A 20419-nucleotide genomic window follows, 5' to 3' on the forward strand; every position below is an offset into this window, starting at 1 on the left:
GCCAGTTCTACTTACACCATAGCCTCTTTGTAAACCTTCTCTACATCGGTAAATATTGTCACGCTCTCTAACTGAGACAAGGTAGTGAGCTTCATTGAATGAGCTATTGGTCGATGTGGCACACGTGTTACAGGAACTTGTAATGTAAGCGGTTTCCCAAGCTCAAACAAATAATAAAGATCAGACACACTGGATATTTTACCTGCTTGCTCTTCATTGATAGCATATCGTGGCAGCACTGTTACACACTTAACCGGCCAAATTTTATCAATTTTCATAGTGGTGCTTTGCATGTCGGAGGTTGACGCCAAGGCCAGATAACGAATTTCCTCAACAACGTGCTTCTTGAATTTTCCCAAGAAAGTGTTTTGCGGAAGGTGATACCATTGTGCGACCCCTTGCTCAAAAGCTTCGAAGTAGCCATTATCCCGCCTATGTTTACCACCTAGTGCCACCGTCATTGTAAGGTCTGGATATAATACTTGCTGCATTCCCGAGTAAGGTATACGAGCAGCTTCTTGCACATAGAGTTTTTCTGTCATACTGGATAATGAATATGACTCTTCATGCGCTGTGGGTGCAGAGCCAATTTGCATCCTCAGAAAATTTAATAACCATTGATGCCCACAATAACCACCATCGATTTGGCTAGGGAGCAATGCAAATGCTCCGATACCAATTTCTTCAATCGCATTAGCGTAAGGGTTTTTTTGCTTCGCCTGATCGAAAAAACCAGGATATAGCGCAAATGCCCCAAAAACGGGACGACTTTTTCTTACTTGATAACGAGCTTTGGAGCTTGAGTTTTCATCATCTGAATCAGATTCAGATAGACGAATTAATGCATCGCGATAGCGATGCATCTGATTGATCGCGTCATTTGGAACATAATCAGTCTTTTCAATATTCTCACTTTCATCATCAAAACGTCCCTTGTGGCTTTTAATTCGATATTTTGCATCAAACAACCAAACAAATCTTTGTACTTCGCCTGATTTACTAGCCCCCGGAACAGTAACCTCCAATACAATATCGGGCTCTTGGCTTACTAGATATGCACGTATGTACTTCCCCTGTTTTGTGAATTTTGGTTCATGAGCTAATCGGGCTGTCACGCCATCGGATCGTTGGAAACAGAATGCTCCAGCAAACCCGTCCTTTAATTGATATTCAAAAAAATTATTTTGCGATAAATTAACTAACTTATCATCAACAAGCTGGAAACCAAGATCTTCTTCCAGGATATTCTTTAAACATAAAAAACACCACACTTCATAAATCTCTGCCACCGACTTCATCGAGACACTAGCTTGATTGCCAAATACATCTAGATAAAACTTCAACTCCTGCCAGACTCGATATATTGCACTATAGCCAGTTTTCTGTTGTAGCACTAATGATTCACGAGTCAATCCAGAGTAAGGACCGACTTCTTTTAGAAAACTTTGGTTTAGTACTTTTTGTAATGGTTGCTGCCAGCCATGTAACTCATCTAAAAAGTGATCGGATAAACGTTGACGTTCTGGCACCCGATTACTGATACGTAACTTGGCTTCAAAATTAGCTAATTGGTGCTTGCTTTGATTTACTGCCATTTTAATAAAGCGGTTTTCAGGTGTATCAACACTAAGCTTCTTTTTCTCGACCCTATAGCGTTTTTCATATTGACCATTGACAAAATCTTGCTTAACTTTTTCAGCCAACTTACGTGGTATACATCCCTTTAACTTAGTTGCTTTTATATTCTCAATTTTCGATTGAAGACGGCTATGAGGTGCTGCGCAAATCACTTTAAGACCTTGTTCAAAGCGTAATCTTAAAGCAGTAAAATTCGCTAGCCACATCAAAGGAAAATGGCCACGCTGCTTTCCTGTTGCTGCATCTTGCTCGGTTTTTTCAACCAAACTAAAACGCCACAGTGGATAAACTGTATCAATAGCTCGATACATGCACGGCAAGTCTTGATGAAGTGCCATTTTGGTAGGTAGAACTTCAAAGGCCATGTGCTGTGTATGGGATGTACCTTCAATTTCAAAAGATAACGGTAAACGCATCCATCCTACATCATTACCAGTATTTATAGTCCCTATTAAACGAGCAGGTACAGGCCCTCGTTGCTTTGAAAATCGAAAGGACTCATTGACACTCTGACTGCGATGCGTCAAATGCGCACAAGTGACGGAGGCGAAGAATATCCACTCAAACTGATATTGAGTATTTTCAAAGAACAAAGGGGACTGCAATGTCAGTTCATTATATTTTTCAGGCTCAATAGTACTAGTTACAAAACTATCTTGCTCTGTGGCATCCATTATGTCTAGAGTCGTTTTGAACTCACTATTGATCGCAACAAGTTCGACTTCAGGCGAAAAGCGTAACTTATAAACAGGTGACGAATTGGTAAGTGTCGTATCAGTATCTTTTGAAAATACTACGCCTCCCTCACTATCACCAGTTAAATCTATAGACGATAGGCCAGCTATTTTCATCATTGTTGATTGATACATCTTGGTACGCTGGCTGATATCGTTGGACCAAACTGAAAACTCGAAATTCGGTGTTTGTAATCGTATTAAATCTGGCATATCTAACCCCCTTTTTTTCCAATTATTATCACTATAGCGAGAAGGTTAAGGCCAGAAACTAGTGAAGGTAGCGCTAGCTAACCTCTGTTTCATCCATGCTATTTTATCTTTAGAGCGACACACGATATACAGTACTTTATCATTATCACTTCCATCTTCTACCATCGCTTTTTCACGGTAAAGGTCTGGACGCTGGCTTACTTCATTCTGTTCAACTGATTGCCAAATAGGTATTAATTGCATAGCCAGCACGTCATTCAACTCAGTTAATATCTCTTTCCCACTCGCAGTCGTGAGCTTATCGCTGTCGCCCTCAATACGTGGAAGTACTTTACACATCATAAAGTCATCCCAAACCGATTTTAGAGTCAGCTCATCTTGCGGTTTAGTACTGATAACAGCCAATAACAATTCATTGAGTGCACGATAGGCTAATTCAAAGGGTGTATTCTTTAGTACTTTATTGACGGCCGTTAAAAACGCCACGGTTTGCGTACCATCGAAATCACAGGTTGAGACTAAATATTTTTTATTGGCTTGTGATAAAATAGGATAACTCAGTCGTTTACTACGAGTTTTTGGAACAAAAAACTCGTCATAGTTATTCGGGAAAAAAGCACCAAAATCAAAGCTTAGTGCCCTGTCAATCACTTTACGCGAGAAACCATGAGTGGTTTCATCCATATTTACCGTGCCAGCCACCATTAGGTTAAATGGAATAGCTAAGCCGTATTGACAGATCAACTGCCATAGCTCGTCGTATCCAGGCGCCTCAAAACCTAAATCGCTACGTAACTTGTCTTTATCTACTATTTCTTTGATTATCGATGGCTTTAATAACGCATCACTACTATAAGTAAAACTATCGCCATCCCAATTCCATTCACAGGTTTCTAGCACCGACAGGTAATCAGAAAAATACTGCTCAACTGGGGCAAGGTTCATCTCATCTAAGCACAACCAATAAGGTAAAACTTGGTCGAGTGCATCACAATTGCCTGCAACCACCAAGCGCTTACCCTGTCCCTCTACATTCTGTGCTTCTATAGTTAAACCACAATCAGTAATGCTACGCCACACTTTAGCAATAAACTGCAACACATCGGTCGTGATGTATTTTGCGTCACCATTAAGCCGTGATATATAACCCAGTAAGTCACTCGGTTCATGCCAATCAGGTCTTACAGAAGTAAGACAATAGGTATCATTAAACTGACCAGAGGATTTAGCTTGTTCACGTACAAAGCGCGTTTTACCTGTGCCTGAGATACCAGCTAGCATAAGAAAGGATTTTGGAAGAGACTGAGCCTTTTTGACAATTTGAATATTCATTACTTTATCCTGCGTTCTAATATCAGCATATATTGCCAAAAGGTCTGCTAGATCTGAAATTATAATACTGTCGTCTGGCATATTCTCTAATGGATAAAACTTTGCTCCCGCAGAAGCCCATTCATATGATTGACCTAATGGTGTGCTAGAATGCAAATCAATCTCATCATTCCAATAATGCAATCTTGAATCTGCGTTACGTATATTATCCCTCAATTCTTTTGCTTTTGTTTTCGCTAGTACTGTCCCATACTTTTTTTTAAGATCAGTAGTTCCAAAACCCAAGGACAAATAAACACCGCTGCCATCGGAACAAAATAAATAAACTGGGTAAACTCCCGATTGAGTTGATTCAGTTATTGTAGGATTCAGAATCGAAAGCCATGGCACATCAGCCCAATTTCCTGCACCAGCACTAGATTTCATCAAGTAATCACTTGAACAATCTATTTCTTTTTTAACTTCTGAAATTAAATCATGCCTCAATAATTTTGCTATAGGGTGCCCAGTAAACTGCTCATTTCTAGCTTTTACCCAGCCGCCAGCTATTTCTGACAGGACTTTTTTTAAACTCATAAATACCTCTTGCGTTAACACTTAAAATATTTGATATATTAATTTAATTTTCTTTTGTTACAACAACGGCATTAAAATCATGGTACTTAAGCAACTAACGATTTCAGTGTCCTTTACATATTGTAGCCTGGGTATATCAATCAAAGATTGGTTTTGCTCAGTATTTTACATCCTAAAGTCACCTACAAGCTAAACCCTTCACATATGTACATAATAAGAGAATATTATCAAGCGCTTATTATAGAGAAAATTTATACCCATACCCAGAAAATACACAACCAGTGCACAAGTGGCATCGTCTGCTTGAGAAAATAAGCAAAAAGCGAGCTTTAGAGAACTAGCGGTTTACTGATCGGTCATCTTGCCTGCCAATAGTGGGTGCAGACGATCCAGACCTCTATCCACAACTGACGCTCAATCCGCAGAGCTATCGCGCTCAAGTCCTGTAGGTGGAAGATATCCTTTCCCCAAGCGACAATTGAAACTCTGCCCAACAGGCTCCATCTTGTTTTCATCCCTCAGATGAGGGCCTTATGCTCAAGGAGTCAGGCATGTCCATCGAACAAGTGCTGTACCGTGCAGAAGCCACTACCACTGGTGGTCGTGAAGGCAAGTCCCGTTCTTCCGACGGTGCGCTCGACATTACGCTGAGCACCCCGAAAGAACTGGGCGGCGGTGGCGGTGAAGGCACCAATCCGGAGCAGCTGTTTGCGGCGGGTTACTCTGCCTGCTTCATCGGTGCCATGAAGCACGTTGCCAGCACTGATGATGTGACGCTGCCGGAAGGTCTGGAAGTGACGGGCAAGGTGGGTATTGGCCAGATTCCGGCTGGTTTCGGTATCGAAGTCGAGCTGGACGTCAGCCTGCCGGGCATGGACAAGGCCGCGGCGGATGCACTGGTCGAGAAGGCGCATCAGGTCTGCCCGTACTCCAACGCAACGCGCGGCAATATCGATGTGACGCTTAACGTCAGCGTCTGATCGTCAGGCCAGGCCTTGGCGATCTAGCCACTGACGATCTGGATCAGATCTCGATGGCGAGACACAAAAAACGCCGCCCCTTGGGGCGGCGTTTTTTGTTGCGTGCTCAGCAGTCATTGCGCTGATGCACGCTGCTTAGACACCTTGTTCACGGGCCATTTGATGGGCAATGCGCGGGGCATTCCACAGGCTCGGGAGCAGTATCAGCGAGACGGGTACAGCAGTGACGACGATGAAGGATTGCAGCGCATTGATACCGCCATCGCCCATCGAGATCAGCAGTGCGGCCATGGCCCCCATCATCAGGCTCCAGAACACGCGCACGCCACGCGGCGGATTGTCGTGTCCGCTCATCACCATCGAGACGGCATACGTCATCGAGTCGCCGGTGGTCGCCACGAACAGCGTGGTCAACACCAGGAACAGCACCGAGATGATGAAGCCGAATGGCAACTGCTGAGTGATGGCGATCAACGCGGCGGGCAGGTTGAAGCCAGTGAACGGACCAGAAACGCTGCCCGGCGTGGCAAGCTCAAAGGCCAACCCGCTGCCACCGATGATGGTGAACCACAGACAGGTAATCAGCGGCGAGACAATCGCGATCAGCAGCACCATCTGACGCAGGGTGCGGCCACGCGAGATACGCGCCACGAACATCGCCATCAGCGGACCATAGCCGATGAACCAACCCCAGAAGAACAGCGTCCAGCTGTTCAGCCAGCCACCATTTTGACGGAAAGCCGCCATCGAGACGAAGTTGCCGACATAGCGCGTCAGCCCCTGCGGGAAGGCTTCAAGCAGGAAGCCAGTTGGCCCCATGACGAGGATGAACAGCAATAGCGCCCCGCCCAGCAGTACGTTGGCACTGCTCAGCATCTGAATGCCGCGCGTTACACCGCTCACTGCTGACAGGGTATAGATCACGGTCAGCACCGCCAGCAATGCCAACTGGGTCGCGTAGGTATCGGGAATGCCAAACAGCGCATTGAGACCATAGCTGACCTGCAGGCCAAGGAAGCCAATTGGCCCTACGGTACCGGCGACCACTGCCAGTACACAGCAGGAATCGACCAAGGTGCCGATAGGGCCACGCATCACGCGCTCACCAAATACCGGGTAGAGCAATGTGCGCGGCTTGAGCGGCAGGCCCTTCTCGTAGTGCAGGTACATGAAGACAATACCTGTCAGGCTGCCGAGCATTGCCCAGGCCAGAAAGCCCCAGTGCATGAAACTCTGTGCGAGTGCGTTATAGGCGGCATCTACATTGCCCGTCGGTGCATCAGCACCGAACACGGGCGGCGGGGAAATGAAGTGAGCTATCGGTTCCGCCGCGGCCCAGAACACACCACCACCCGCCAGAAGCGTACATAGAATGATGGCCATCCAGCGCAAGGTCGAAATGTCCGGCGTTGCCAATCCCCCTAAACGCACACGACCAGTACGGCCAAGGGTCAGCGCGATGGCGATGACGAATGTCGCCAGCATCAGCGCTTGCCAGTAGGCACCGAAGTAGTGGGTCGAGAAGGAGAAGGCGCCTTGAATAAGCGCCGAGACACCTTGGAGATCAACGAGTGCAGCAATGGCAAACAATGCCAGTACACCGCCACTGATGATGAAGACTGGCCAATCGAGACCGCCATGTAGGGGGCCAGAATCGGCGTTGGATGCTTCGGGTGTCGCAGGACCGGACGATACTGTCCGGGAGGTATCCGTCATTAGTCAGCCTCTAGGCATGATCTGAGTGACGGTGCAGTCTAGCAGCCTTGAAGCGCTGGAATATGACACAAGCGCTTGTTTTTACATGCGTGTAACGCGGCGTATCAGCAATCCCACGCCTGTTTTACATTCCCCCGCATGGGGTAACACTTTAGTGGCAGATAGCGCGGCGTGGCTTATCTGTAACCGTCTCGCTCGCGGGGACATGTGCAATAACGAAAACGCCGCCCATCAAGGGCGGCGTTTTCTGCGCGTCGACTGAAGTCGACACTCTCACTCGATTTACAGCCCTTGCTCGCGCGCCATCTGGCGTGCAATCCGCGGTGCATTCCAAAGGCTGGGCAACAACACTAACGAGACTGGCACCGCAGTCACGACGATGAAGGATTGCAGCGCATTGATACCGCCATCGCCCATCGAGATCAATATCGCGGCCACCACACCCATGATCAGGCTCCAGAACACCCGTACGCTGCGCGGTGGGTTGTCATGCCCGCTCATCACCATCGAAATGGCATAGGTCATCGAGTCACCGGTAGTGGCGACGAACAGCGCCGACAAAATCAGGAACAGCACCGACATGGTAAAGCCGAACGGCAGCTGCTGAGTGATGGCAATCAACGCCGCCGACAGATTGAAGCCGGTGAAGGGGCCAGACACGCTACCGGGATTCGCCAGCTCGAACGCCAGGCCACTGCCGCCGAGAATGGTGAACCACACACAGGTCGCGAGCGGAGACAGGATGGTGATCAGCAGTACCATCTGGCGCAGCGTGCGCCCCCGCGAGATACGCGCGACCAGCATCGCCATCAGCGGTCCGAAGCCGATGAACCAGCCCCAGAAGAACAACGTCCAGCTATCCAGCCAGCCACTGTCACCGCGGAAGACGGCCATCGGCACGATATTCTTCAGGTAGTCCACCATGCCCAGCGGGAAGGCCTTGAGCAGGAATTCCGTCGGCCCCATGATCACGATGAACAACAGCATTGCCCCCCCGATCAGCACATTGGCGCTACTGAGGAATTGAATGCCGCGCATCACGCCACTCACCGCTGACAGGGTGTAGACGACGGTCAGGATGGCCAGCAATACCAGCTGGGTCGCGTAGGTATCGGGAATCCCGAACAGCGCATTGAGTCCGTAACTGACCTGGATACCGAGAAAGCCTACCGGCCCCACGGTGCCAGCAATGACGGCCAGTACGCAGGAGGCATCGACCAGTGCGCCGATAGGCCCACGCATCACGCGCTCACCAAACAGCGGGTAGAGCAGCGTGCGCGGCTTGAGCGGCAGACCTTTCTCATAGTGAAGGTGCATGAAGACGACACCCGTCAGACTGCCCAGTACCGCCCAGCCAAGAAAGCCCCAGTGCATGAAGCTCTGCGCCAGTGCGTTATAGGCAGCATCGAGATTACCGACCGGCGCATCCGGCCCGAAGACGGGCGGAGGCGAGCTAAAGTGGGCAATCGGTTCAGCTGCCGCCCAGAACACGCCGCCCCCTGCGAGCAGGGTGCAAAGAATGGTCGCCATCCAGCGTGGGGTGGAGATATCCGGCGTGTCCAACCCTCCCAACACTACGCGACCGGTGCGGCCGAAGGTCATGCCAATGGCGACGAGGAAGGTACCGATCATCAGCGCTTGCCAATAGGCGCCGAAGTAGGTGGTCGAGAAATCAAAGGCGATCTCAATAAGCGCCGAGACGCCCTCGAGATTGATCAGCGCGGCAATGACAAACACTGCCATGACACCACCGCTGATGATGAAGACAGGCCAATCAAGCCCGCCATGCTGCGAAGTGGCACTGGCGTCAGATGCTGCCTGTGTCACGGTTCCGGACGGTGAAGTCCGGGGGGTATCCATCATGTTCAGCCTCGGGCATCGTACAAAAGGCCGCGCAGTCTATCAGCCATCGCCGTCATCAATTACAGGTAAATAATAGTTTTTACGTCCAGATAACCGGATATTTCAGTAAAATCACGCACGTTTTACATTTCTCCTCACGGCGTAACACTTCAGTGGCGAATCGCGAGGTGGGTCGAGTGCTACAAACATTCGCCTCTCGCTACCGACAAGGTGCTACGGTAAAGCCATATTGCTCACCACTTCTTGCCACCTCTCATCACTGCTCACGTTAGCCATCCGCCATGACCAACTCACGCCGCCGTGACTTTACCCCGACAATGAAGCTCCGCAATCAGCGCCTGCTTAAAGATGTCGATTGCCCACAGGCAGCCCCCTTGAACGTGGCCTTTGTCCTGCTCGAACATTTCTCGATGCCAGCCTTTACCTCGGCACTCGATGTGCTGGTGACGGCCAACCTGCTGCGTGAGGTGCCCTTCTATCGCATACATACCTACGGAGTCACCACCGGCAGCGTGCGTAGTGATCTCGGCATCGACATCATGGTGGGTGGCGCACTGACCGAGCTGCTGCATGCGCAGATCGACCTGGTCGTGATCTGTGGCGGTTATCGCGTACGACTGGAAGCGTCACCGGTGCTCAGCGAGGCGCTGCGCCGAGCGGCACAGCACGGCTGTCGCCTGGGCAGCTTATGGAATGGCAGCTACTTCCTCGCCGCGGCAGGCGTGATGGACGGCCACGCCTGCACCATTCATCCCGAGAATGCGGCACTTTTCAGCGAGAAATTCCCGCAACTCGAGCTGTCTCGTGCCCCGCTGGTCGTTGAGGGGGCGCGCTTCACCAGCGCCAGTGCCGGCAGTGCACTCGACATGATGCTGGAGGCCATGCGCCAGCGGCTGGGAGAGGATCTCACACGCAGCGTCGAGGAGATTCTGGCCTGCGAGCACCCGACCACACCGCCCACCTGGCATGCCGAGCAGACCCTGCCGGCACCGGACAGCCATCTTCCGGAAGCACTGCGCACCATCCTCGATCTGATGAACAGCAACTTGGAAGAGCCGCTGAACATGAGTGAGATATCACGCTATGTGACGTTGTCTCGTCGTCAGATCGAGCGGCTGTTTACCCGTCATCTCGATACCACTCCCTCACGGCATTATCTCGAGCTACGCCTGACGCGAGCCCGACAGCTGCTGACGCAGGGCAATGCCAGCATCACCGATGTCACCGTGGCTTGCGGCTTCGTCAGTACCACGCATTTCAGTCACTGCTTTCGGGATTATTTCGGCATGTCTCCCACTCGAGCACGCCAGCAGCGCTGACGTACTATTGATGATGGCATGCGCTTGACGATGGTATGCGCTTGACGAAAAACGCCGCCCCGAGGGGCGGCGTTTCAGTGTCTTGCCTGGCTTCTGGGCTTCAGGCCGAGGCAGTGTTCATCTGGCGACGCTCATAGCGCTGCCCCAGCAGGAAGACGATCAAGCCGGCAATGGCCATCGCCACCCCGACCAGGCCAATGGAGGAGTGTGACGGGCCATAGGCGAAGGCCAGACCACCACACCAGGCACCCAGCGCATTGGCGATGTTGAAGGCGGCATGATTGAGAGTCGCGGCCATGGTCTGGGCGTCTTCCGCCACATCCATCAGGCGCATCTGCAGTGCCGGTGCCAGGCCGATGCCCGTACCGACCAGGCCAACGAACAGCAGACCACTCCAGACACCATCGGCAGCGAAGTAGAAGCCACCCTGAACCAGTGCACTCCAGATCAGCAGTGCCGGGATGGTGCGCATCAGATCGATATCCGCCGCGCGGCTACCCACCAGGTTGCCCAGGATGGTACCCACACCAAACACTGCCAAAACCATCGGCACCAGCGAGGGCGCCAGATCTGCCTGCGCATTGAGCGTCGGCACGGCATAGCTGTAAACACTGAACATGCCGCCAAAACCGATACAGGCAATCCCGAGGGTAAAGAGAACGCGCGGCTTGATCAGCGCGGCCAGCTCGGTCAACGGCGTAGCATGCCGATTTCCCGGCTGATAGGGCACGAAGCTACGTACCAGTGCAGCCGTGATCAGCGCCAACATGCCCACCACAATGAAGGCGGCGTGCCAGCCGAACAGACTGCCGATCCAGGTGGCGACCGGCGCACCGGCCAGAATGGCGACCGTCAGGCCCATCATCACGCGGCCCACGGCTCGCCCTCGCTCACCGGCGGGGGCAGCGTCTGCCGCGACCAATGCCGCCACACCGAGATAAACCCCGTGCGGCAAGCCAGCGATGAAGCGCAACGCGGCAAAGCTCGCCAGTGATGGTGCCAACAGACTCGCCACGTTGCTGACGGCAAACAGCAGCATCAGGCCAATCAACAGACCGCGGCGTGGCAGACGAGCCCCCAGCGCCGAGATCAGCGGTGCCCCCACCACGACTCCCATCGCATAGGCACTGATGGCGTAGCCGACCTGCTGTGAGCTGACACTGAAGGCATCCGCGATATTGGGCATCAAGCCCATGATCACGAACTCGGTGGTCCCGATGGCAAAGGCACCAAGCGCCAGCGCCAGTTCGGCCATACGCGGATGTCGCGCAACGTGAGAAGCAGGCATGTCGGGGTCTCCTGAAAGCCGGTGATAGAGAAGCGAGGCGACGTTCGCCAACAGGCCAAAAGGCCGCGCGCCACCCGTCCAGCGCCGAAAGGGCGAGGAGGATGGCGCGCGTCACGGATAACCGATGGCATGCTCGACGCGGAATCTCTTGGGATTCCTGCTCTCGGGTCGCTGCGTATTCACTAAAGTATACGACCATTGTTGCAGATAACGTGGCATCGACACAGTCACTACGCAATGACAACTCTGGTGCCTGGGGTGCAACATCCTGTCTTGTCACTGCGGTTGCCCCGTCATCACCCTGCCGTCACGTGCAGCAGAAGCGATACGGATTATGCGATAATGTGCCGATTCAGCGACAGCAAGCGGATCTCTTCAATGTCTTCGACATCATCAGCACTCTCCTGTGTGGCCAGCACCGCGCGTGGCACGCTCTACATCATTTCCGCGCCTTCCGGTGCCGGCAAGACCACGCTGGTCAAGGCATTGCTGGAGCGCATGGACGATATCGGCGTCTCCGTCTCGCATACCACCCGCGCTCAGCGTCCGGGTGAGCAGAACACCGTCAACTACCACTTTGTGGACGTCGATCACTTCAAGACGATGATCGAACAGGGCGACTTCTTCGAGCACGCCCAGGTCTTTGACAACTTCTATGGCACTTCTCGCTCCGCCGTGGAGGCACGTCTGGCCGCAGGCGAAGATGTGATTCTGGAAATCGACTGGCAGGGCGCTCAGCAGGTACGCAAGCAAGTGCCGGAAGCAGTCTCCATCTTCATCCTGCCGCCATCACGTGAAGCGCTGCTCGAGCGTCTGTCCGGCCGTGGCACCGACGGTGCCGACGTGATCGCACGTCGCATGCGCGACGCTGTCAGCGAGATGTCGCACTATGACGAGTACGGTTTGATTATCATCAATGATGACTTCGCCGTGGCACTCGATGAACTCTGTGCCTTGATCACCGCGCAGCGTGCACGTCTCGCGCGCGTTCAGTGTCATCAGGCAGCGCTGCTGACATCACTGCTGGCAGAATAGAAAGTTGCGCGTAACGTGAGTCATGTAGTCGCGTAAAGCGTCGACACGCTGCGTTGTCGCGCCGTACTTGTCACGCCACAAGGCCGTCGAGTAGACTCGATTCCCTTTCAGAACAACTGGCCGCTGCGCTGTCTCGCCCCTGGCGGGCTGGCGCAGCGGCATTGTGATTGCATCGTGTGCAAGATACTGTCAGGTACATGGGTGAGTCGTCGCTTACGCTCACCCCCAGATTGGCCGGCATTCTGCTGCGCACGACGTCAGTATCATTCGAATCCTCCCGCTATTTACAGGTACTCCGCCATGGCCCGCGTTACTGTTGAAGATTGCCTCGAACACGTCGATAACCGCTTTCAGCTGGTAATGGTTTCTACTCGTCGCGCCCGTCAGCTGGCGCGTGGCAGCCGCAATGCCCAGCTACCGTGGGAAAACGACAAGCCTACCGTACTGGCGCTGCGTGAAGTGGCCGCTGGTCTGATCAGCCGTGACATCCTGAACGAGCCGGTTGAAGCGCCGATTCAGCGCAAGCCGGTACTGCCGCAGATCGAGGACTGAGCCCAGGCTCATTCCGCTGCCTGCAAGTGTGCTGATCCGCACCTCTCACGTGGCCATACGCCAGACCTGAGGTGCGGGCCCGGAATTCCCCCCTAACCAAGGGCGCTGAATGTTCACGATCGATGACCTGGCAGACCGCCTGGGCGGTTATCTTCCCGAGGAAGAGATCCGTCAGGTTAGGCGCGCCTTCTATTACGCCGAGCAGGCCCATGATGGCCAGCGCCGGCGTTCCGGTGAACCCTATGTGACCCACCCGCTTGCGGTGGCGAACATCCTCGCCAACATGCACATGGACCATCAGAGCCTGATGGCGGCCATGCTGCACGATGTCATCGAAGATACCAGCGTGACCTTCGAGGCCCTGGCCACCCAATTCGGTGAGCCGGTCGCCTTGCTGGTTGATGGCGTCTCGAAGCTGACGCAGATCACCTTTGAAGACAAGGCTGTCGCCCAGGCCGAGAATTTCCAGAAGATGGTACTGGCAATGTCTCAGGACATTCGCGTCATCATCGTCAAGCTGGCGGATCGCCTGCATAACATGCGGACGCTTGGCGCCTTGCGCCCCGAGAAGAAGCGACGTATCGCACGCGAAACCCTCGAAATCTATGCGCGTGTCGCCAATCGCCTCGGTATCAATACCATCCGAGTCGAACTGGAAGACCTCTCCTTCCAGGCGCTGTATCCGATGCGTTCCGAACGCATCAAACGGGCTGTCACCGCCGCACGCGGCAATCGTCGCACGCTGATGCGCGAGATCCAGGCCAGCCTGCAAAATGCGCTGGAACGGGACCAGCTGCCCGGCTCAGTCATTGGCCGTCAGAAGCACCTGCTATCCATCTATCGCAAGATGCGCGATCAACAGAAACCCTTCAATGAGCTGATGGATGTCTTCGGCTTCCGCATCATCACCGATGACGTGGATAGCTGTTATCGCATTCTTGGCGTAGTGCACAACCTCTACAAGCCGGTACCGGGGCGCTTCAAGGATTACATCGCGATCCCCAAGGCCAATGGCTATCAGAGCCTGCACACCACGCTGTTCGGCATGAACGGCATGCCGATTGAAGTGCAGATCCGCACTCGCGAGATGGAAGCGATGGCCAACAATGGCATCGCGGCGCACTGGCTGTATAAAGCCGGCCAGACGGATCGTCCCATCGGGGCGGGTAGCCATGCCCGTGCACGGGAATGGGTACGTGGACTGCTGGAGATGCAACGTCACGCGGGTAACTCGCTTGAGTTCATCGAGCACGTCAAGAACGACCTCTTCCCTGACGATACCTACGTGTTCACCCCCAAGGGCGACATCATGGAATTGCCGCGCGGTGCTACCGCCGTCGACTTCGCCTATGCAGTGCACACCGACGTGGGCAACAGCTGCATCGCCTGCCGTATCGATCGTCATCTGGCACCGCTGTCATCACCGTTGGAAAGCGGCCAGACCGTCGAGGTGATTACCGCTCCAGGCGCCAAGCCCAACCTGGCGTGGCTCAATTTCGTCACCACCGCCAAGGCCCGCTCGGCCGTCCGCCATTACCTCAAACATCAGCAGCGCAGTGAATCCGTGGCACTGGGTCAACGCCTGCTGATCAAGGCACTGGCAGGGCTGGAGCAGAACTTCGAACAACTACCGAAGCAGCGTCTTGATGCACTGGCGCTGGAGTTGGAGCTGACGGGAGGCCGTGACGACCTGCTGGAAGCCATTGGTCTCGGGACGCGTGCTGCCTACAGTATTGCCCAGCAGCTGCTGAGTGACGGTACGCTGCAGAGCCCCAATCGCCAGAAATTCTCGGCCAAGGATGGCAACGTCCAGCCAGAAGGCGATGGCGCTGGCCCGATGCAGGTCAGTGGTGGCGATAGCATGGTGACCAGCTATGCGCGCTGCTGTCACCCACTGCCCGGCGAGCCGATCATGGGCCATCTGTCAGTGGGCAAGGGGCTGGTGGTCCATCGTCAGGAGTGCAGTAATCTGAATGAGCTGTCCGGCGATCCTGAGCGCGTCTTCCCATTGGCCTGGGCTGATCAAGTGGAGGGCGACTTTACGGTCGCTCTGCGCATTGAGGCCCAGACGCAGCGTGGGCTGATTGCCGAGCTGGCCGAGATGGTCACCGATGCCGATGCCAATATCGAACGTATTGGCATCGAGGAGCGCGATGCGCATCTCGCCATCGTCAATCTGACGCTAGCCGTCCGTGACCGTACCCACCTGGCACGCATCATCAAGCGCATGCGTAACCTGTTGCACGTGGAGCGAATCACCCGCGTCATCAGCTGATCGCATGACTGGCCGCGCCGTCCGCCACGTGCGGGCGGCGCGGTTTTTGTTTTCAAGGCATGGTGCTTGTTGTGCAAAGACAACATGACGCCGCGCCAAAGCTGCCATAGAGCAGCGACTGGACATCTCGGGCTCACGCCCGACATCGCCGAAGATGGCGGTACCTTATAACCACAATCGCAACTCACTGCCGGTCGCCCTGCGCTTCCGGACAGTCACAAGGAGCATGTCATGAGCAATCGCGCGATCATCAATACCGACAAGGCCCCGGCCGCGATCGGACCCTATTCCCAGGCCATCAAGGCCGGCAATACCGTCTACCTGTCCGGCCAGATTCCGCTGGACCCGAAGACGATGGAAGTCGTTGAAGGCGGTATCGAGGCACAGGCACATCAGGTGTTCACCAACTTGCGCGCCGTATGCGAAGAAGCGGCTGGCACGCTGGGCGATATCGTCAAGCTCAACCTCTATCTGACCGATCTCGACGACTTCGCACGCGTCAACGCGGTGATGGAAGAGTACTTCAGCGCCCCGTACCCGGCGCGCGCCGCCGTGGGCGTCAAGGCACTGCCCAAGGGCGTGGCCTTCGAGGCAGAAGGCGTGATGGTCATCGGTGACTGATCAGCAATGACTGGCGCTGCGCGATACCGCCGCCATGAGCACTGATCGTAGAGACAACAATGCCCGCCCCGGAACCCCGAGGCGGGCATTGTCTGTTCAAGAGCCAGCAACTTATCCACATCCGGTATTGCTGCCAGCAGGAGAACCGGGTGTGGATAAGTCATGCTTCGGCGGCGATGATGCTCAGGTGCCGGACAGCTCGCTGTCTGCCACGTTCACACCGTGTTCCTTGAGCACCTCAGCATAGCCTTCACGGAAAGTTGGATAACGGAAGGTATAGCCGCTGGCCAACAACTGGGCGTTGCCACAGCGTTTGCTGGAGCGGCGACGCAGCGGTGATTGGATCACCTGAGTCGACTCGACCTTCAGCTGACGCGCCAACCATGCCATCACTTCATGCAGCGGCGCGCTATCGCAGTCAGTGCCCAGATAGATGGGCTGTACCGGCTTGCCTGCAAGGCTCAAAGCGATCAGATGCGCCAGTACACCGGCACAGTCGTCGCGGTGGATGCGGTTGGAGTACAGTGGAGGATTGCTGGCAGCAATGCGGCCATCGCGCGCCTGGCGAATCAGCATGTCGCGTCCCGGCCCGTAGATGCCGGAGAAGCGCACCACCGTGCCATTGAGCGAGGAATCGAGCAGTACCTGCTCACCCTCACGCATCAACTGACCAGAGAAACTGGTAGCGTCGGTAATGGATTGCTCATCGACCTCTTCACCCTCTTTCTGGGCATAGACGGACGTTGAGGACACGAACAGCACACGTGTCGGCGGATTGGCGCGTGACTCGAGCTCCGTGACCAATGCACGAATACCGTCGACATAAGCGGCACGATAAGCATCTTCGTCGAAACGGTCGGCACTCAACACATGTACCACCGTGTCGGCATCTGGCAAGCTGGCCAGTGCGCCTTCGGCAGTGATGTCGAGCGCCAGCGATTCAATGCCGAGATCAGCGAGTGATGACACATCGCGTCTGACACCGATGACATGCTGACCGGCCTTGAGCAGCTCACGTGCGAGCGCGCTGCCAACGTCGCCACAACCGAGGATGAGACTCGTCTTCTTCACCTTTGCCATGCTCCTTGGTAAAACGAATCGGTACCCACCGCATCCCAGGATGCCAGTTCCGGGCAGGAATAATGACTCTAACAGAACTCCGCTACATCGTAACCTTGGCTCAAGAGCGTCATTTCGGACGCGCCGCAGAGCGCTGCTTCGTCTCGCAGCCCACGCTGTCGGTGGCCGTCAAGAAGCTGGAAGAGGAGCTGGGAGTCGCGCTGTTCGAGCGTTCCAAGTCCACCGTACAGGTCACGCCGCTCGGCGAGAAGATCGTTCAGCAGGCTCAGCGTGTGCTGGAGCAGTCCAGTGTGATCAAGGAATTGGCCAACTCCGGCAAGGATCAGCTCTCCAGCCCGTTACGCATCGGTGCCATCTATACCATTGGACCTTATCTATTCCCGCACCTGGTGCCGGAACTAACGCGCCGCGCGCCGAAAATGCCGCTCTACATCGAAGAAGGCATGACCGGTGATCTGCGTCGCAAGCTCAGAAATGGCGAACTGGACGTGATCATCATCGCGTTGCCGTTCACCGAAACTGACGTGCTGACCAAGACGCTCTACGAAGAGCCCTTTGAAGTACTGTTGCCATCGGGCCATCCGCTATTGGCGCAGGATTCCATCGCCAAGGAGCAGCTGATCAGTGAGCGCCTGCTGATGCTGGGAGAAGGACATTGCTTCCGTGATCAGATTCTCGCGGCTTGTCCGGCCATTGGTCATCAGATCAATAACCCCGAGAACACCTTGATCGCGGAAGGAGGGTCGCTGGAAACCATCCGTCACATGGTGGCCTCGGGACTCGGTATTACCGTGTTGCCCTACTCCGCGACGGGAACCGGCCACTATGAGGCCGGCGTGCTCGAAACACGTCCCTTCCAGGACCCCGCCCCCAGCCGTAGCGTGGCGCTCGCCTGGCGCGCCAGCTTCCCGCGGCCCAAGGCCATCGATGTGATCAGTCAATCGATTGCCGAGTGCCAGAATCGTGCGCGCCACAGTAACGAGAATGGCCTGCACGGACAGAAACCCTCCGCGCCGAGCGACGAGACCGCATGAGCATAGAAACCGTATGAGCAAGGTAGGCATGGATGCCACTCATGCCGGGCCAGCCAGCGCCGGCGTATTCGCCAAAGGGGCGCTGGCACAGCCACTGGACAGCCTCACTGGTGTTGGCCCCGCGCTGAGCGAGAAGCTGTCGCGACTGGCACTGGAGCGCGTCGCGGACCTGCTGTTCCATCTACCGCTGCGCTATCAGGACCGCACGCGCGTCACGCCTATCGGTACGCTCAAAAGCGGTATGGAGGCCGTTGTCGAGGGCGAAGTGACCGCCTGTGATGTCATTGCAGGACGCAGGCGTAGCCTACTGGTCCGCCTGCGCGATGGCAGTGGCATCCTCAGCCTGCGCTTCTTCCACTTCTCGCCAGCGCAACAACAACAGTTTCAGTGCGGCTTTACGCTGCGCTGTTTCGGCGAAGCTCGTGCTGGTGCGACGGGGCTTGAAATCTACCATCCGGAGTACCGTCTGATCGGGCAAGGCGCGGCACCGGTGGAAGACCACCTCACCCCTATCTATCCGACGACCGAGGGGCTCAATCAAGCACGGCTACGTGCCTTGATCGCTCAGGCGCTCAAGCAGTTGGAAGAAACACCGGAAGACTTGCCGGACCTGATTCCCGAGGTGCTGCGCACTCGCTTCCGCCTTCCCGGCGTGATCGAGTGTCTGCGCTTTCTGCATGAGCCGCCGCCGGATGCCCCCGTCGAGCAGATGAGCGCTGGTGTACACCCCAGTCAACGACGGTTGGCACAGGAAGAATTGCTCGCGCATCAACTGAGCCTGCGCCAGGTGCGGGCACGCATCCAGAAAGATGGTGCGCCGCCGCTGACGGCAACGGGTGGCCTGGGCGCGCGCTTCCTCTCCCAACTGCCTTTCTCACTGACTGGTGCCCAGCGGCGCGTACTCGATGAAGTGCGGCGTGATCTGGCGCGCGAAGTACCCATGCTCCGCCTGGTGCAGGGCGATGTGGGGTCGGGCAAGACAGTCGTGGCCGCGATGGCGGCGCTGATCGCGATTGGCGGTGGCTGTCAGGCGGCGTTGATGGCGCCCACCGAGATTCTGGCCGAGCAGCATTATCGCAACTTTCGTGAGTGGCTGGAGCCGCTGGGCATCGAGGTCGCGTGGCTGGCGGGCAAGCTCAAGGGCAAGGCGCGACTGGATACCAAGGCCGCGATTGCTGATGGTCGCGCGCGCATGGTGGTGGGGACGCATGCGCTCTTCCAGGCAGATGTGATCTTCCAACGGTTAGGGTTGGCGATTGTGGATGAGCAGCATCGCTTCGGCGTGCATCAACGTCTCGCACTGCGCGAAAAGGGGGAGGCTGGCGGCCTGACGCCGCATCAGCTGATCATGACCGCGACGCCGATTCCGCGCACGTTGGCGATGAGCGCCTACGCGGATCTCGACCTGTCGGTGATTGATGAGTTGCCACCAGGGCGGACACCGGTGCAAACCGTCGCCGTGGCTGATCCGCGTCGTCCACAGGTAATCGAACGCATCCGTGCTGCCTGCGCCGAGGGACGTCAGGCCTACTGGGTGTGCACGTTGATCGAGGAATCGGAGGTGATGACCTGTCAGGCCGCCGAGGCCACGCGCGACGAGCTGACAATAGCCTTGTCGGAGCTGTCCGTCGGCCTGATTCATGGGCGCATGAAAGCCGCCGAGAAAGCCGAGGTGATGGCACAGTTCAAGGACGGCGTACTTGATCTGCTGGTTGCCACGACGGTGATCGAGGTCGGGGTCGATGTGCCCAATGCCAGTCTGATGGTGATCGACAATCCTGAACGGCTCGGCCTGTCGCAGCTTCACCAGCTACGTGGGCGGGTCGGACGCGGCAGTACCGAGAGCTTCTGCGTACTGCTCTACCATCCGCCCCTGTCGCAGAACTCCAAACAGCGATTGGCAGTGATGCGCGAGACGTCGGACGGCTTCAAGATTGCCGAGAAAGATCTCGAACTGCGCGGGCCAGGCGAGGTGCTTGGAACGCGTCAGACGGGGCTTGCCAGCATGAAGATCGCGGACCTTGAGCGTGACAGTGATCTGATCGCGATCACCACGACGCTGGCCGATGCGCTGCTCAATGAAGCGCCTCAGGCTGCCGAGCCGCTGATCCGTCGCTGGCTGGGCGAAGCGGCAGGCCAATACGGTGCGGTGTAAGTACGCAT

General features: G+C 55.3%; 14 protein-coding genes. 8 read left to right on the forward strand and 6 right to left on the reverse strand.

The window, feature by feature from the left end:
* Positions 1-11: 11 nt before the first annotated feature.
* Positions 12-2585 (reverse strand): restriction endonuclease-like protein, encoded by a 2574-nt coding sequence (locus GQR90_RS17105; RefSeq protein ID WP_158775121.1) that lies wholly within the window; start codon positions 2583-2585, stop codon positions 12-14.
* Between the two features lie 45 nt (positions 2586-2630).
* A complete protein-coding gene (locus tag GQR90_RS17110) occupies positions 2631-4493 on the reverse strand; it encodes an MrcB family domain-containing protein (RefSeq protein WP_158775122.1) in 1863 nt (620 codons plus the stop codon).
* A 551-nt stretch (positions 4494-5044) separates the two neighbouring features.
* On the opposite strand from GQR90_RS17110, the gene GQR90_RS17115 reads away from it, so the two are divergent.
* Positions 5045-5473 carry an organic hydroperoxide resistance protein gene (locus tag GQR90_RS17115; RefSeq protein ID WP_158775123.1) on the forward strand — a complete coding sequence of 143 codons (429 nt, stop codon included), beginning with the start codon at positions 5045-5047 and terminating at the stop codon, positions 5471-5473.
* Positions 5474-5608: 135 nt separating this feature from the next.
* Here GQR90_RS17115 and GQR90_RS17120 read toward each other — a convergent pair whose 3' ends face one another.
* Both GQR90_RS17120 and GQR90_RS17125 read right to left on the reverse strand, forming a co-directional pair.
* Positions 5609-7189 carry a BCCT family transporter gene (locus GQR90_RS17120; RefSeq protein WP_158775124.1) on the reverse strand — a complete coding sequence of 527 codons (1581 nt, stop codon included), beginning with the start codon at positions 7187-7189 and terminating at the stop codon, positions 5609-5611.
* A gap of 282 nt (positions 7190-7471) precedes the next feature.
* A complete protein-coding gene (locus GQR90_RS17125) occupies positions 7472-9052 on the reverse strand; it encodes a BCCT family transporter (RefSeq protein WP_158775125.1) in 1581 nt (526 codons plus the stop codon).
* A 281-nt stretch (positions 9053-9333) separates the two neighbouring features.
* Here GQR90_RS17125 and GQR90_RS17130 point away from each other — a divergent pair, with 281 nt between their 5' ends.
* Positions 9334-10371, forward strand: coding sequence for a GlxA family transcriptional regulator (locus tag GQR90_RS17130; protein ID WP_158775126.1), 1038 nt, complete (start codon positions 9334-9336; stop codon positions 10369-10371).
* Between the two features lie 100 nt (positions 10372-10471).
* Here the strand turns inward: GQR90_RS17130 and GQR90_RS17135 are convergent, their stop codons facing one another.
* On the reverse strand, positions 10472-11659 hold the full coding sequence (locus GQR90_RS17135; RefSeq protein WP_158775127.1) for an MFS transporter: 1188 nt from the start codon (positions 11657-11659) through the stop codon (positions 10472-10474).
* A 378-nt stretch (positions 11660-12037) separates the two neighbouring features.
* On the opposite strand from GQR90_RS17135, the gene gmk reads away from it, so the two are divergent.
* The 4 genes from gmk (at position 12038) to GQR90_RS17155 (ending at position 16142) form a co-directional block, all read left to right on the forward strand.
* Complete coding sequence (gene gmk, locus GQR90_RS17140) at positions 12038-12694, forward strand: guanylate kinase (RefSeq protein WP_158775128.1); 657 nt, start codon at positions 12038-12040, stop codon at positions 12692-12694.
* Between the two features lie 300 nt (positions 12695-12994).
* Positions 12995-13246 (forward strand): DNA-directed RNA polymerase subunit omega, encoded by a 252-nt coding sequence (rpoZ, locus tag GQR90_RS17145; RefSeq protein WP_158775129.1) that lies wholly within the window; start codon positions 12995-12997, stop codon positions 13244-13246.
* A 109-nt stretch (positions 13247-13355) separates the two neighbouring features.
* A complete protein-coding gene (locus GQR90_RS17150) occupies positions 13356-15521 on the forward strand; it encodes a RelA/SpoT family protein (RefSeq protein ID WP_158775130.1) in 2166 nt (721 codons plus the stop codon).
* Positions 15522-15752: 231 nt separating this feature from the next.
* Complete coding sequence (locus tag GQR90_RS17155) at positions 15753-16142, forward strand: RidA family protein (RefSeq protein ID WP_158775131.1); 390 nt, start codon at positions 15753-15755, stop codon at positions 16140-16142.
* Between the two features lie 183 nt (positions 16143-16325).
* Here the strand turns inward: GQR90_RS17155 and GQR90_RS17160 are convergent, their stop codons facing one another.
* Positions 16326-17213 carry an NAD-dependent epimerase/dehydratase family protein gene (locus GQR90_RS17160; RefSeq protein WP_158775132.1) on the reverse strand — a complete coding sequence of 296 codons (888 nt, stop codon included), beginning with the start codon at positions 17211-17213 and terminating at the stop codon, positions 16326-16328.
* A gap of 71 nt (positions 17214-17284) precedes the next feature.
* Here GQR90_RS17160 and GQR90_RS17165 point away from each other — a divergent pair, with 71 nt between their 5' ends.
* Positions 17285-18256 (forward strand): hydrogen peroxide-inducible genes activator, encoded by a 972-nt coding sequence (locus tag GQR90_RS17165; protein ID WP_158775133.1) that lies wholly within the window; start codon positions 17285-17287, stop codon positions 18254-18256.
* A 13-nt stretch (positions 18257-18269) separates the two neighbouring features.
* The gene (recG, locus tag GQR90_RS17170; RefSeq protein ID WP_442778531.1) at positions 18270-20411 is read left to right on the forward strand and encodes an ATP-dependent DNA helicase RecG; all 2142 of its coding nucleotides are present in this window, start codon (positions 18270-18272) and stop codon (positions 20409-20411) included.
* Positions 20412-20419: the final 8 nt, after the last annotated feature.

This window comes from Cobetia sp. L2A1, assembly GCF_009796845.1.
Classification (GTDB): domain Bacteria; phylum Pseudomonadota; class Gammaproteobacteria; order Pseudomonadales; family Halomonadaceae; genus Cobetia.

Coding starts and splice junctions, on each gene's coding strand:
- GQR90_RS17105 (WP_158775121.1), bottom strand. CDS start 2,585: ATGCCAGATTTAATACGATTACAAACACCGAATTTCGAGTTTTCAGTT.
- GQR90_RS17110 (WP_158775122.1), bottom strand. CDS start 4,493: ATGAGTTTAAAAAAAGTCCTGTCAGAAATAGCTGGCGGCTGGGTAAAA.
- GQR90_RS17115 (WP_158775123.1), top strand. CDS start 5,045: ATGTCCATCGAACAAGTGCTGTACCGTGCAGAAGCCACTACCACTGGT.
- GQR90_RS17120 (WP_158775124.1), bottom strand. CDS start 7,189: ATGACGGATACCTCCCGGACAGTATCGTCCGGTCCTGCGACACCCGAA.
- GQR90_RS17125 (WP_158775125.1), bottom strand. CDS start 9,052: ATGATGGATACCCCCCGGACTTCACCGTCCGGAACCGTGACACAGGCA.
- GQR90_RS17130 (WP_158775126.1), top strand. CDS start 9,334: ATGACCAACTCACGCCGCCGTGACTTTACCCCGACAATGAAGCTCCGC.
- GQR90_RS17135 (WP_158775127.1), bottom strand. CDS start 11,659: ATGCCTGCTTCTCACGTTGCGCGACATCCGCGTATGGCCGAACTGGCG.
- gmk (WP_158775128.1), top strand. CDS start 12,038: ATGTCTTCGACATCATCAGCACTCTCCTGTGTGGCCAGCACCGCGCGT.
- rpoZ (WP_158775129.1), top strand. CDS start 12,995: ATGGCCCGCGTTACTGTTGAAGATTGCCTCGAACACGTCGATAACCGC.
- GQR90_RS17150 (WP_158775130.1), top strand. CDS start 13,356: ATGTTCACGATCGATGACCTGGCAGACCGCCTGGGCGGTTATCTTCCC.
- GQR90_RS17155 (WP_158775131.1), top strand. CDS start 15,753: ATGAGCAATCGCGCGATCATCAATACCGACAAGGCCCCGGCCGCGATC.
- GQR90_RS17165 (WP_158775133.1), top strand. CDS start 17,285: ATGACTCTAACAGAACTCCGCTACATCGTAACCTTGGCTCAAGAGCGT.
- recG (WP_442778531.1), top strand. CDS start 18,270: ATGAGCAAGGTAGGCATGGATGCCACTCATGCCGGGCCAGCCAGCGCC.